The following is a 13,979-nucleotide window of genomic DNA, read 5'->3' on the forward strand; positions in this document are numbered from 1 at the left end:
TGTGTGGTCCGGATTCGCGGGCTAGCTTGGAGAGATGGGGACTGGCGGGCGCGGGGTTCGGTTGCTGACGAGGCTCTTCGGCGTCAGTGCGATGGCCGGTGCGCTGGTGGCCGGGTTGGTGGTGCCGCTGGCCGGCTTGACCGGGATCGGCACCGAGCAGATCGTGGACTCGCTGAGAGGATTGCCGCAGCGGCTGACGGCTCAGCCGCCCGACGTGCGGACCCGGATCCTGGCCGCTGACGGAAGCTTGATCGCCAACGTGTACGACGAGAACCGGGTTCCGGTCGGCCTGAACAAGATCGCACCGGTCATGCGGCAGGCGATCGTCGCGATCGAGGACTCACGGTTCTACCAGCACGGCGCGATCGACCTTCAGGGCACGCTGCGCGCGATGATCCGCAACCAGGCCACCGGCTCGATCCAGGGCGGCTCCACCATCACCCAGCAGTACGTCAAGTTGACCCTGCTGGAGAACGCTCGCACACCGGCCGAGCAGCGCGCGGCGACCGCGCCGACGTACCAGCGCAAGCTGACCGAGCTCCGGTACGCGATCGCGGTCGAGCAGCAGTACTCCAAGGACGAGATCCTGGACAGGTACCTGAACCTGGCGAACTTCGGCGACGGGACGTACGGCATCCAGACCGCCGCGCAGCACTACTACGGCGTCAACGCCGCCGATCTCACCCTTCCGCAGGCGGCGACGTTGGCCGGCATCGTGAAGAACCCGAGCGGCTACGACCCGGTGACCAACCCGGTCCGCGCCAGTGACCGCCGGTACACCGTGATCCAGCGGATGCTGCAGCTCGGCCTGATCTCGGTCGCCGAGGCGAACTCGGCACTGCGGACACCCGTGATCGACCGGTCCCAGGTGCGCCCGATTCGGAATGGCTGCGCGAACTCGCCGTACCCCTTCTACTGCGAGTACGTCGTCTCCAAGCTGCTTCAGGATCCCGCCCTCGGTAACACCGTCCAGGAGCGGGACCACTACGTGAAGACCGGCGGCCTCACGATCCGGACGTCGGTCGACCCCAGGATCCAGGCGGCCGCGCAGGCGTCGATCGACCAGCACAGCAAGCCGACCGACAACACGATCGCCGCGATCACGGTGGTCGAGCCGGGGACCGGGCTGGTCAAGGCGATGGTGCAGAGCAAGCCGTACGGCGAGGGCCGGGACCAGACGGCGTACAACTACAACGTCGAGAAGTCCTATGCGGGTGGGTACGGCGGGTTCCAGAACGGCTCGACGATGAAGGCCTTCACCATCGCCGCAGCGATCCAGCAGGGCATCCCGATCGGCTACCAGATCAATTCGCCCCAGCAGATCGACCTGAGTGGCGTCCGGTTCCGGACCTGCAACGGCTGGACCAGGGACTTGAACTACCAGCCGCAGAATTCGACCAGGAGCGGCGACTTCACCATGGTCGACGCGGCCCGGTACTCGGTGAACACCTACTTCCTGCAACTGTCCGAGAAGACCGGGCTGTGCGCACCCGCGACCATCGCGGCCAAGCTCGGTATGTACAACGCGCAGACCCTGCGGCCACTCGACCAGGTCGTCTCCTTCACCCTCGGCGTCGGCTACGTGACCCCACTGATGTTGTCGAACGCGTATGCGACCTTCGCTGCTCGGGGTGTCTACTGCCAGCCGCTGCTGGTCACGTCCGTCACCGACCAGGCCGGTAAGTCGATCGCCACGCCGGGCCAGTCCTGCAAGCAGGTCATCGAACCGTGGGTGGCCGATGGCGTGAACCGGGTGCTGAGTGCGGTGATGCAGCCCGGTGGTACCGGCGGGAACCTGTCGTTCGGGAACTGGGACCTGGCCGGCAAGACCGGCACCATCAATCAGAACCTGGCCGTCTGGTTCTCCGGCTACACCCCGAACCTGGCTGCGGCGGCGGTGGTTGCCGACGCGACTCCGCCGTACACGAACCTGATGTTCGGCCACACGCTGAACGGCCAGGACATCGCCGACCCGACCGGTTCAGGTACGGCGGGACCGCTCTGGGAGTCGGCGATGCGCCAGGCGCTCCACGGCATGCCACTGGAACACTTCGTACCCCCACCTGCCCGGGTGCTTCAGGCGGGGTTGGGGTAGGCCAGGCCGATGTCGTAGGCGAAGATGACGGCCTGGACGCGGTCGCGGGCGCCGATCTTGGCGAGTACGCGTCCGACGTGGGTCTTCACGGTGGATTCGGACAGGTGGAGGCGTTCGGCGATCTCCGGGTTGGTCCAGCCGTTGGCGATGGCGACCAGGATCTCGCGTTCACGTTCGGTCAGTGTCTGGAGCTTCGCGTCGCCGTCCTCGCGCGTGGCGAGGGGGAGATGCTGCGAATACGCGTCCAGAAGCCGGCGGGTCAGACCGGGAGCGATGATCGCATCGCCGCCCGCGACCGCGCGGATACCGCCGAGCAGTTCCTCGGGGCGTGCGTCCTTCAGGAGGAACCCGCTCGCTCCGGCGCGCAGCGCCGCGTGGGCGTACTCGTCGAGGTCGAACGTGGTCAGCACCAGGACCCGTGATCGGTTGCCGCTGGCCACGATGCGGCGAGTGGCCTCGATCCCGTCCATACCGGGCATCCGGATGTCCATCAGCACGACGTCGGGATGCAGTTCGGCGGTACGGCGTACCGCTTCGGAGCCGCTGCCTGCCTCGCCGGCCACCTGGGTCTCCGGCACCGACTCCAACAGGATCCGAAGCCCGAGCCGGTGCAGTGGCTGGTCGTCCACGATCAGGACTGTCGTCATGGTGTCCTCTCCTGGGCGAGCTCGAGTTCGGTCTGCACGGTCCAGCCGCCGCTGCGGGTGCGCCCGGTTTGCACGGTCCCGCCGTACAGCGCCGCGCGTTCACGCATGCCGATCAGGCCCTGGCCGTCGCCGGACACGGTTGTCGCCTCGAAGCCGGCTGATGGCCCGGTGTCTTCGACCTGGATTCGCAGCCGCTGGTGCGTCACCTCGAGTGAAACCCGGGCCTCGGTGTCGGGGCCTGCGTGTTTGAGTGCGTTGGTCAGCGCTTCCTGGACGATCCGGTAGGTGGCCAACTGAAGGCCTCGATCGGCCGGCAGATCGCCCGCGGTCCGATAGCTCACGCTGGGACCTGCCGCCCGGATCCGGTCACACAGTCCGTCGATGTCGGCGATCCCGGGCTGCGGGCTGAGATCCGGTACGGCGGCGTCGTCCCGCAACGCGCCGAGTGTTCGGCGGAGATCGTTCAGGGCCTCCCGTCCGGTCTCGCCGATGAGCGTGAGTGCCTGGGCGGAGCGTTCGGGGTTGACCCGTACGGCGTACGCGCCGCCGTCCGCGAGTCTGATGATCACCGAGAGGTTGTGCCCGAGGATGTCGTGCATCTCGCGGGCGACGCGGGCGCGCTCACCCGCGACCGCGAGCATGCTGCGCTGATCGCGCTCGATCTCCAGTTGTGCAGCGCGGTCTCGTAGAGCAGCCAGTTGTGAGCGCCTGATCCGGACAACCAGGCCGAGCGCGATCGCGGCCGTGGTGGCGCAGACGAGGAAGAACGCCACCTCGGCGACCGAAGCGATGGCGGAGATCCGTACGACGGCGAGCGTCAGCGCCGCGATCGTGATCGCGCACGCCCAGAGCAGCCGACGTAGCGAGCTGTGCAACGTCAGGCTGTACAGGGCGATCAGCAACGCGACGTCCGCGCGAAGGAACACCTGGAGCGACCATTGCAGGGTGAAGACGGCTGCCGTCATGACGAACGCCGTCATCGGCGCACGCCGACGGAGGAAGAGCGGGAGTACCAGTCCGGCCTGCAACGCGATGATCCCTCCGAGGGGGATCTGGTTGAAGGCACCGGCGAGTTCTCGGGGGTCCTCGCCGCGGAGCAGATCGGGCAGACAGAACAACAGGAAGGCGCCAACGACCACCAAGGTGTCGAGAGCCCATGGCCGGGCGCGGTCTGCCCTGCGCAGCCGCCGCCCGACCCGGCCGAGGTGAAGCACCCACGGGTGCCGCCACAGCGGATCCGGGTCAGCGGCGGTCTGCACGCCTACCGGCTGTGATGTGCCATCGCCAGTCACCGTTCCCACCTGTCCATTGTGACTGGTGATCCTGGTAGTGGATCAGGCGTCGCTGCGGGTGAGGCGCCAGGCGGCGCCGGCGAGGGCCAGCGCGGTCCATGTGGCGAAGACCAGCAGCCCGAATCCGGGCGACAGGGTGTGTGGTGCATGGTGCAACGAGTACATGGACCCGCCCGCCTCGCTGGGCAGGTACTGCTGGATGGCGTTGCGCCAGGACATCGGCAGCAAGGAGATCAGGCCGGGGAGGAGCATCAGCGCCCCCACCAGCGCTGAGATCGCTCCGGCGACAGACCGCAGCATCGTGCCGAGGGCCGCGCCGATCACGCCGACGAGTCCGAGATAGACAGTCGCACCGAGCAGACTTCGCACCACACCGGTGTCGGAGATCGTCAGCGCGGCGGGCGTGCCGCTCAGGATACCGCTGTCGATCAGGAACGTGACGAACGTTCCGACGAGGGCGATCGCCAGCGCCACGACGCCGTACACGAAGGCCTTCGACCACAGCACCGGAAGGCGCCGCGGTACGGCGGCAAGCGTCGAGCGGATCATTCCGGTCGAGTACTCGCCCGCGGTGACGAGCACGCCCAGAACGCCCAGGGCCAGCTGCGAGAGCGGAACCCCGAACAGCGACAGGCTCAGTGTCGTCGCGTCGGCGAAGTCGGGGTCGAGCTGCCGGCCGGAGGTGACGCTGGACCGGTAGCGAAGCGCCGCGATGATGCCGAAGGCAACAATGAACAGCAGACCGAGCCCCAGGGTGATCCAGGTCGACCTCAGCGACCACAGCTTGGTCGACTCCGACCGGAGCACATGGCGGCCGGTGACTCGATAGTCCGGCTTCGGCTGTGCCGCGGGTGCACCGCTCGTGGGCCGCTGCTCGGTGACGACGCTCATGCTGCACGCTCCGCGAGTTGGGTGGTGCCGTGGTAGACGACGTCGTCGCGGGTCAGGTCCATGAAGGCGGCCTCGAGCGAGATCTTGACGGTCGTCAGTTCGTACAGCGCGATGCCGTGCTCGGCGGCGGTGGTTCCGATCGAGCGAGCCGAGAGGCCGGTGACCTCCAGCTCGTCGGAGCCGGCCTGCCCGACGACCTCGACGCCCGGTCCGGCCAGCGCGTCACGCAGTCCGGCGGGATCGGCGGTCGCCACCTTGACGGCGTCGCCACCTGCCTGCCGGACGAGATCGTCGACGGTCGTGTCGGCGAGCAGGCGACCGCGGCCGACGATGATCAACCGGTCCGCGACCAGCGCCATCTCACTCATCAGATGGGACGAGACGAACACGGTCCGGCCTTCCGCCGCGAGGCCGATCAGCAGGTTGCGGATCCACAACACGCCCTCCGGATCCAGACCGTTCACCGGCTCGTCGAGCATCACCGTCGCCGGATCGCCGAGCAGCGCGGCCGCGATGCCGAGCCGTTGCCCCATGCCGAGCGAGAACTGTCCGGCGCGCTTCTTCGCCACGGACTGCAGACCGGTCAGCTCGATCACTTCGTCGACGCGTCGACGTGGAATGCCGTGCGTCTGCGCCTGGGCCAGCAGGTGGTTGTACGCCGTCCGGCCCGGGTGGATGGACTTGGCCTCGAGGAGGGCTCCGACCTCCTGGAGCGGAGCGGTGTGCTCCCGGTAGCGCTTTCCGTTGACGGTGACCGAGCCGCTCGTCGGCGCGTCCAGCCCGATGATCATGCGCATCGTCGTCGACTTGCCCGCACCGTTCGGTCCGAGGAACCCGGTGACGGAGCCGGGTCGCACGGAGAACTCCAACCCGTCCACCGCCGTCGTCTCGCCGTACCGTTTGGTGAGCTGTCTTGCCTCGATCATCGTGTCGTCCTCGAGTTCCTGAGCCGGACCTCCCGGCCTCGTCACCCAACCTAGGAACGGCGCAGCGCCGATCTGTGGTACCGCGGCCTGATCTTCCGCGAGGTCGTCGTACCGCGGTACTACACGCTCACACTTGGAGGTCCAGCAGGGGACTGTGCTGCTGGCCGCCGTAGCAGTCCGGGTCCTCGAGGGCGCTTTGTACGTGTGGACGCGGGATGGTGATTTTGATCGCGAGAGCCGGCCTGTGGTGGTACAGGCGTACCTGCTGGGGCTCGATGCGGTAGAGCCGGGCGAACGTCTCGACTGTCAGGACTTCGCTGGTGGTCAGGTGCAGGTACGCCGCCTCGTCGCGGCAGATCAGGTCGAAGGTGAGGACGAAGGGGCCGGCGTTCTTGGACCGGATGAGGCTGCAGTAGTCGAGCAGCGTGGCCACTCAGACCTCCTCGAATCGAGTGCGGAACATCTCCGTCGGGTCGTCGGGCTCGACGACGTGGTTGAGGGTGAAGTGGTACACGGGCCCGCGGTCGATCTCGGGGGGCGAGAACGGGTAGGCGATCGTGCTGACGAGTCCGTCGTACTCGGGGATCGGCAGATGCGAGCTGACGTGGGAGACGAACGTGGCCACGCTGTGCGCGATCTCCTGGGTCGCCGCGGTGACCGTGACGAGTACGCCGACCTCGTGCGGCTGCGCCGTCTCGGGCTCGAGGTCGCCGAGGACCGCGTCGCGGCCGTAGAGCCGGTAGCTGATGTCGACGCTGCCGGGGTCGACGGCGCCGTCGAACACGTCGTCGATCTTCGTCCGGAAGTACTCCTGGGCTCCGGTCAGCAGTTCGTCGAGGCGGCCGATGACGACGCGGTCGCGGATGCCGCCGATCGCGATCGTCTGGTAGCCGGCCAAGGCGGCGCCTTCCAGCTTCACGGTGTACGTTTCCGCCGGCCGGAACACGGCGCCGCGAACCCTGACGACCTGGTCCGAGATCTGCTCGTACGACGCATGCTCGGTGTCGAGCACCCCGGACGGCTCGGTGACCAGGAACGGATCGGCGTTCTCGTACAACGTGTGTGCGGCGACCGACCGGGCTGTCAGTCGACGCTGCGGATCGAGCACCTCGACATCGAAGTGGTCGTCGCGCAGGTAGACGAGCAGACCGTCGGCGGCCGGCGGCACCGCGCAGGCAGCGCCGCATTCGACGGTCTTGGCCGCATGCCACGTGAGACCGGGATCGGCTCCGAGAAGGTGGGGGAGCGCTGCGAACAAAGCGGTGTCACTCGCGCGGCCGGCCAGGATCACCTCGGCGCCCGCCTGCAGTGCGGCCTGAAGGGGCTCGACGCCCATCATGCCGACGACGTGACTGCTCGCCAGGACCTCGTCGTCGATGAGCGGTGCCGGATCCAGCGGGCGAATCCGCCCCTGGGCAAGGCGTTTGGTGAGATAGCCGTAATCCTGGTCGGAGTAGATCCGGGCCAGTCGGAAGCGCAATCCGTCCGCACGGGCGATCTCTCGGGCAATCTCGGCGTACCCGTCGACTCCGACATCGCGACCGCTGGTGCCGCAGGACCCGATGATCAGCGGTACGCCGAGTTCCTGGCGGGCGCGCAGCAGGTGGCGGAGGTCGCGGGTGACGGCTTCGCGGGACAACTTGGGTACGCCGCTGCCCAGCGCGGCCGGTCCGCTGTCGGTGGATCCGGCGTCGCAGGCGATGACGTGCGGTCGGGCGGCGACGCCGCGGGCCAGGGACTCGGTCCGGAAGCCGGCGCCGAGCACGCCGGTCGGGGCGAGAATGCGAAACTCCACGGTCAGCCTTCCGGTTGCGAGGTCGCAGCAGGTGGTGCAGGGATGATGAGCAGCAGGGCCAAGGCGACCGCGGCACAGACTGCGCTGAACAGCAGCAGGGAGCCCCAGCCCACGGCGTCGACCAGAGCTCCGACGAGTGCCGGTCCGAAGGCCGCTCCGCCGGCCATGGCAACGGCGTACAGACCGGTGTGGGCGCCGGTGGTCGAGTCCGACGCGAGACTCCACAGCACGACGACGGCGTTGATGATGAAGGCCGCGTAGCCGACCGACGCCAGCCCGATCGCGATCTTGGTCATCGTCGGGGTCTGTACGGCGAACCCGAGCACCAGGGACGCAGTCAGCACAGCGAGGCCGAGCTTCATCACCAGTTGACGGCCATGCCGGTCCGACAGGATCGCCAGCGGGACCGCGGCCACCAGGAACGCGATGCCGCCGGGCAGCGTGAGGGCGCCGGCCTGCCCGCGGGTGAGTCCGAGGACACCGGTGCCGTACGGCGTCAGCAAAGCTCGCGTCGCGGACCATGCAGCGGCGGTGAAGAACCCGATCAACAGGATGAAGACGCGGCGCCGATCGGTATCGCGGACCAGGTCGACGATCACTGCCCACAGCTTCGGTGCCTTGGCGTCGGTCGAGGTGCTGGCGTCGTCCGCGAGTGCCTGCCGGTACCCGGGCGACTCCCGCTCGCGGATCGTCAACGCGACGACCGCCACCGCGACGATCATCAACGCGGCCGGGATGACGAACGCGAACCGCGGGTGCTTGTCGACGACGAGCAGGCTGATCAGAGCGGAGACGATAATGGTGAGGCTGGTCGCGGTCTTGAGTACGCCGTACGCCTTGCTCCGGTTGGCCGGTGCGATGAAGTCGGGCACCAACGACTCGCCGACCGGTTTGTAGGCGTTGATCGTGATCGCGAAGACCAGCATCGCGACGATCAGCGCCGGCAGCGAGCCGGTCCAGGGGATCGCGACGAACGCGGCCGCGGCGATCGGCGCGCCGACCAGCAGGTACGGCAGCCGGCGGCCCAGCCGGGTTCGGGTGCGGTCGGACCGGTTGCCGATCCAGGGCTGGACGAAAACGCCGACGACGTTGTCCATCCCCATCAGGAGCCCGATCAGCGCAGCGCTGGTGAGGTGCTGGCGGAGCAGCGCAGGGACTTGTGCGTCGTAGAAGTTCCAGACGGATTCCTGGGCGAAGACCGCGAGGGCGATCACCGAGGTGGCCCTCAGGTCGAGCCGGGTCGCTCGTTCGGTGGTGACGGACATCGAAGGCTCTTTCTATTTGCTATAGCATCCTGGGTGGCGGTTGGGCAGGCTCGAGGTCGGGTGGATCAGCGCCAGTCGAGCAGGTCGGCGGTGGCGGTTTCGGTGTGGCGGCGGATGAGCTCGGCGGCGGAGTCGACGTCACCCGCGCGGATGGCGTCCACGATCGCCCGGTGATCGTCGTACCGCTGCTCCGGCCCGGTCAGGCCGAGTGACAGTTGCATTCGGGTGGCGCTGATGCGCTGCGAGCGGCTGAAAGCGCGGGTCTGGTCGAGCAGCCGGAGCAGGACCGGGTTGTCGCAGGCGCGCTCGAGTGCGTCGTGGAAGCGCCGCAGGTGATCGAGCAGGCTGGTCAGAACCTCCGGATCGAGATCCTGGCCGGCGTCGTGTGCTTGCCGGAGTACGTCGCGATGGTGGTCGGCGGCGTCGAGGATCTCGTCCAGTCGCTTCAGCAGCGCCGGAGTCGCTTTCTCGGCCGCGAACCGTACGGCGTGTACCCGCAGCGAGACCTCCACCTGCGCGACCTCGGTCAACGTCTGCACACCGAAGTCGGTGACCCGCAGGGTTCGCGGGCCGACCCGCTCGACGAGATGGTCCTGCTCGAGCCTGCGCAGCGCCTCACGCACCGGGGTCGGGCTGACCGACAGCCGCGCGGCCAGATCCCGCTCGGTGACCTTCTCGCCGCGCTCGAGTTCACCGACGGCGATTGCCTGGTGGATCGCGCGGTACGCCTGATCCGCCAGGGTGTCGCTGGTGAGTTGACGCAAACCGGACTCCATCCCGCAACACTAAATTTGCTATAGCACATCGTCAAGTCTCCGTTCGGCTCGGTGATTCGGCTAACGGCTGATGGGGAGTCGGAGAACGAATCCGGTTCGGCTGTCCATGACGAGCGTGCCGCCATGGGCGACGGCGATGTCGCGCGCGATCGACAGGCCGAGGCCGGCACTGCCGGGCTGCGTGCCGCGGGTGCGTGCGGTGTCCTTGCGCAGGAACCGCTCGAAGATCCGCTCCTGGTCGGCCGGGTCGACCCCGGGTCCGTCGTCGGAAACCCGGAGTACGGCGATTCCGTCGTCGGCGGTGACGTCGAGATCGACGCGGGTGGCGGCGTACCGGGTCGCGTTGTCGAGCAGGTTGCGGATCAGCCGGGTCAGCTGATCGCCATCGGCCTCGACCGCCACGGGCGAGCCGGTGGCGACGACGATCGGCACCCTGACCGGACTGATCGCGTCCGCCACCGCGTTCGCGAGAGCCGTGAGGTCCACGATCTCCAGGGCGCCGATCAGGGTGCCGGCGTCGGCGCGGGCGTGCAGGAGGAGCGCGTCGACGAGACGTTGCAGGCGGGCGGTCTCGGCGACCGCCCGGCCGGCGAGGTCGGTCCAGGGCGCCTCGTCGACATGAGCGAGGCCCACCTCGAGCGAGGTTCGCATCGACGTCAGCGGTGTTCGCAGTTCGTGCGAGGCGTCCGCGATGAAGCGCCGCTGCGCCTGGGCGGAATCGTCCAATCGACCGAGCATGTCGTTCAGTGTTCGGGTCAGGCGCGCGATCTCGTCGTCACCGCCCGGCTCGGGCAGACGGCGATGAAGGTCGCTGGCACTGATCGCTGCAGCTTCGGCACGGATGCGTTCCACCGGGCGCAGGGCCCGGCCGAGCAGTAGCCACGCGATCGCCGCTCCGCCGACGAGCACGAACGGCAGCGCGAGCAGGAGATGCCCTTGCAGGTCGTGGGTGATGACAGTGAGCAGCTCAGCCGAGCTGCCCGCGTACACGATGGTGTTGCCGGCCGGCACGCTGACGACAACCTGATCCCCGGTGGGCCAGTCCGGCGCACCGGAAGTGCGTGTCGGGGAGCCACCGCTCGCCGGTCGGTTGTACAGCGCCGGTAGGCCATTGACGCTTGCAGTGGTTGCGAGGACCCGTCCGTCCGATGCGACGACCTGAGCCCAGGAACCGGGATCGCCGCCGGGGACCGGGGGCAATGGCCGGGGCCAGGTGCCGTTCGGACCGGCCTCGGCCAGTGAGGTCGCGTAGCTGCGCAGGGAGGTGGTCAGGTTCCCACGGGCCGACGACACCAGCGTGACGGCCAGTACGGCGATGCCGAGTGCGAGCGTGCCGCTGACGACGAGCGTCGCGAGGACGGTGAGCCGCAGTCGGAGACTGGCCGCCTTCATGTGCCGACCCGATAGCCGGCGCCCCGCACGGTGTGGATGGTGGTGCTGCCGTACGGGGTGTCGACCTTGCGGCGAAGGTGGTGGATCCGGACCTCGACGACCGCGGGGTCGCCGTCGTACGCGATGTCCCAGCAGTGCTCCAGCAGTTCGAGCTTGGAGACGGTCCGGCCCTCGGCCCGCATCAGGTACTCGAGCACGGTGACCTCGCCGGCCGTCAGCGCGATCGCCTGGCCGTCGCGGCTGACCTGCCGGGTCGCCGGATCGAGTCGGAGTCCGTCGGCCTCGAGGACCGCCGGCCGCGCGGCGGGGCCGCGGCGGAGCAGTGCCCGCAGCCGGGCCAGCAGGACCGGATAGGCGAACGGTTTCGCCAGGTAGTCGTCGGCGCCGAGATCAAGCCCCTCCGCCTGGTCGAGTTCGTCGTCCATGGCGGTGAGCATCAGCACCGGAGTCCAGGTGCCGGCAGCGCGGAGGCGGGCACACACCTGGTAGCCGTCCAGACCGGGCAGCATCACGTCGAGGATGATCACGTCGACGGGCTCAGCGGTGGCCAGCCGCAGTCCCTCGAGGCCGTCGTGGACGACCTGGACCACGTAGCCCTCGGCCCGCAGACCCCAGGTCAGCGACTCGGCGAAGGCCACGTCGTCCTCGATCAGCAGGATACGCACGGCTCAAGCCTGCCAGGACGAGCGCGAGCCGACCGGTTCCGGCTGTTCTTCGGGGGTGGCGTGGCGTGGCTCCTCGATCTTGATCCGCAACAGGCGTGCGGCCCAGCCGGGCAAGTACCAGTTGGCTCGCCCGAACAGTACGACCAGGGCCGGGGTGAGCAGCGTCCGGACGATCACCGCGTCGATCAGCACGCCGGCCGCCATGCCGGTGGCCATCATCTTCACCGTCAGATCAGGTGCCGAGGACAACGACAGCAGAGCGAGCACCAGGATGAGTGCGGCCGAGGTCACCAGCCGGCCGGTACGGCTGATTCCCTCCACCACCGCGCGGCCGGTGTCGTGCTCGCGGTCGTAGGACTCGCGCATCCGGGCCAGGATGAAGACCTCGTAGTCCATCGAGATGCCGAACAGGAATCCGAACAGCATCATCGGCACGAACGGGTGGACCGATCCGGTGGCGGCGATGCCCCAGATGCTGTGTGACCCGAACCCGTGCTGCCAGATGAGCACCAGAGCGCCGTACGCCGCGCCGACCGACAAGATGTTCAAGGCAACGGCCTTGGCCGGCAGCAACAGTGACCGCATGCCTCGCGCGAGCAGGACGAAGGTGATGAGTGCGACGACGGCGAGCAGGACGGGGAACCAGGTGGTGATGATGTGCGACATGTCCGCGGTCTGCACACCCGCGCCGCCGACCTGAGCCGATCCGGGCACGGCAGCCCTGATGCCGGCGAGGGCCGGACCGGCGGTGGTCGTACCGATCTCGGTCTGCGGCAGCGCCATGATCACCGAACTGCCGGCGGTGTGCCAGGCCGGGTCGACCAGGACGCCATGGATGTCCGGCAACGTCCGCAGGGTCGCGGCAACCGTGCCTGGGTCGGTTCCGACCGGCAGGTAGATGGGGACCGAGGTGAGCACGCCGGTCGGGAACCCGTTGTGCTGCAGGTTCAGCAGCCCGGACTCGGCGGGTCCGCCGGCGGCGAGTGACGTCGACGGCGGGCCCGCGATGTTGATGGTGAGTCCAATGATCGCGAGGGCGGCGAGCAGACTGCCTCCCAGTGCGGCGGCCTTCCGTGGGTGAGCGACGATCGTACGGCCGATCCGCGCCCAGGTCGCGTCGGCGCGGTTCGTCCGCCGCCTGGGCAACCGGACCCGGTCCAGCCGTTCACCAACTGCCCAGAGCAGCAGCGGTACGACAGTCAGCGCGACGACGGCTGCGATCGACGGGATGAAGAGCCCCGACAACCCGATCCCCCGGATGAACGAGATCGGTACGACGATCAGCGCGAACAGGCCGAGTGACGCGACAATCCCGCTGAACGCCACCGAGTGCCCGGCCTTCGTGAGCGCCGCTGCTACCGCGGCACGGTTCGAGGCGCCGCTGAGACGCTCCTCACGCCACCGATTCACCAACAGCAGCGAATAGTCCACAGACAGGCCCAGGCCGAGCAGCGCGACGATGAACTGCACCGCCGGGTTGATGTGGATGCTCGTCAGATACGTGAGGCCGTAGATGGCTGACTGCATGGTCAGCACCGACACCGCGGCGGAGATGAGCGGCAGGATCGCCAGCGCCGAGCCGAACACCCAGAGCAGGACGAGCAGCGCCAGCGCACCGCCGATCAGGATCTCGTTGACCACGCTCGCACCTCCGGCAGAGCCGCCGGCGCTCAACTGTTCGATACCGGTCTGCGCCACTCGGGCACCGGGCAGAGCGCGGGTGATGGTCTGCGACATCGCATCCATCAGGGGCTGCGCTACCGGGTCTCCGGCCGCTGGTGGATAGATCAGCATCACTGTGGAGCGGCCGCCGTCGCCGACCAGTGCCTTGTCGCCGGTGCTCGCGTACGAGAGGGAATGCACTCCGCGCACCTGAGTGGCAACCTGGTTCGCCGCGCTCAGTGCCTGCCGAGTTGCCGGACTGTCTGCCGTGCTGCCGGCCGGCAGGTCGATCACCAGCACACTCGGGTTGGCGGCGACCCCGCCGTACTCGCGTTGCAAGGTCGCGTTGGCGGTATAGCTCGCCGTGTGCAACGTCGTACCGCTCTGGAGCCGCGACGACAGGTGCGGCGCGATCAGCACGCCGACGACGGTCACCGCCACCCACACCAGCACCACCACGACGCGGTGGCGCATCACCCCCGCAGTGAACCGTTCCACAGCTCCGACCTCCTCGAGTGCCCCGGCTCTCGACAGAGCCGGGCGACACTCAGCAAGCTAGGAGCAGCAACCTTT

Annotated in this window: 12 protein-coding genes; 1 reads left to right on the forward strand and 11 read right to left on the reverse strand. The window is 68.4% G+C overall.

What is annotated here, in order from left to right; genetic code table 11:
* Positions 1 to 34: 34 nt before the first annotated feature.
* Positions 35 to 2,095: a transglycosylase domain-containing protein gene (locus ACWF0M_RS00875; protein ID WP_452233502.1), complete on the forward strand. Its 2,061-nt coding sequence runs from the start codon at positions 35 to 37 to the stop codon at positions 2,093 to 2,095.
* On the opposite strand, the gene ACWF0M_RS00880 is transcribed toward ACWF0M_RS00875, so the two are convergent.
* The 11 genes from ACWF0M_RS00880 to ACWF0M_RS00930 all read right to left on the reverse strand — a co-directional run bounded on the left by ACWF0M_RS00880 (position 2,077) and on the right by ACWF0M_RS00930 (position 13,904).
* Complete coding sequence (locus ACWF0M_RS00880; protein WP_452233503.1) at positions 2,077 to 2,742, reverse strand: response regulator; 666 nt, start codon at positions 2,740 to 2,742, stop codon at positions 2,077 to 2,079. The two genes, ACWF0M_RS00875 and ACWF0M_RS00880, sit on opposite strands and share 19 nt — an antisense overlap.
* The gene (locus tag ACWF0M_RS00885) at positions 2,739 to 4,034 is read right to left on the reverse strand and encodes a sensor histidine kinase (protein ID WP_452233504.1); all 1,296 of its coding nucleotides are present in this window, start codon (positions 4,032 to 4,034) and stop codon (positions 2,739 to 2,741) included. The genes ACWF0M_RS00880 and ACWF0M_RS00885 overlap by 4 nt, the downstream gene beginning before the upstream one ends.
* Positions 4,035 to 4,076: 42 nt before the next feature.
* Positions 4,077 to 4,925, reverse strand: coding sequence for a hypothetical protein (locus ACWF0M_RS00890; RefSeq protein ID WP_452233505.1), 849 nt, complete (start codon positions 4,923 to 4,925; stop codon positions 4,077 to 4,079).
* The gene (locus ACWF0M_RS00895) at positions 4,922 to 5,851 is read right to left on the reverse strand and encodes an ABC transporter ATP-binding protein (protein ID WP_452233506.1); all 930 of its coding nucleotides are present in this window, start codon (positions 5,849 to 5,851) and stop codon (positions 4,922 to 4,924) included. The genes ACWF0M_RS00890 and ACWF0M_RS00895 overlap by 4 nt, the downstream gene beginning before the upstream one ends.
* A gap of 127 nt (positions 5,852 to 5,978) precedes the next feature.
* Positions 5,979 to 6,284, reverse strand: coding sequence for a DUF4387 domain-containing protein (locus tag ACWF0M_RS00900; protein WP_452233507.1), 306 nt, complete (start codon positions 6,282 to 6,284; stop codon positions 5,979 to 5,981).
* Entirely contained in the window at positions 6,285 to 7,646 is a 1,362-nt protein-coding gene (locus tag ACWF0M_RS00905) for an acyclic terpene utilization AtuA family protein (RefSeq protein WP_452233508.1), read from the reverse strand.
* Between the two features lie 2 nt (positions 7,647 to 7,648).
* The gene (locus ACWF0M_RS00910) at positions 7,649 to 8,911 is read right to left on the reverse strand and encodes an MFS transporter (RefSeq protein ID WP_452233509.1); all 1,263 of its coding nucleotides are present in this window, start codon (positions 8,909 to 8,911) and stop codon (positions 7,649 to 7,651) included.
* Positions 8,912 to 8,976: 65 nt separating this feature from the next.
* Positions 8,977 to 9,687 (reverse strand): GntR family transcriptional regulator, encoded by a 711-nt coding sequence (locus ACWF0M_RS00915; protein WP_452233510.1) that lies wholly within the window; start codon positions 9,685 to 9,687, stop codon positions 8,977 to 8,979.
* Positions 9,688 to 9,747: 60 nt separating this feature from the next.
* Positions 9,748 to 11,079, reverse strand: coding sequence for a sensor histidine kinase (locus tag ACWF0M_RS00920; RefSeq protein WP_452233511.1), 1,332 nt, complete (start codon positions 11,077 to 11,079; stop codon positions 9,748 to 9,750).
* Positions 11,076 to 11,744, reverse strand: a complete 669-nt coding sequence (locus tag ACWF0M_RS00925) for a response regulator transcription factor (protein WP_452233512.1) — start codon at positions 11,742 to 11,744, stop codon at positions 11,076 to 11,078. Before ACWF0M_RS00925 ends, ACWF0M_RS00920 begins: the two co-directional genes overlap by 4 nt.
* A 3-nt stretch (positions 11,745 to 11,747) precedes the next feature.
* Positions 11,748 to 13,904 carry an MMPL family transporter gene (locus ACWF0M_RS00930; RefSeq protein WP_452233513.1) on the reverse strand — a complete coding sequence of 719 codons (2,157 nt, stop codon included), beginning with the start codon at positions 13,902 to 13,904 and terminating at the stop codon, positions 11,748 to 11,750.
* Positions 13,905 to 13,979 lie beyond the last annotated feature (75 nt).

Source organism: Kribbella sp. NPDC055110, from assembly GCF_053607525.1.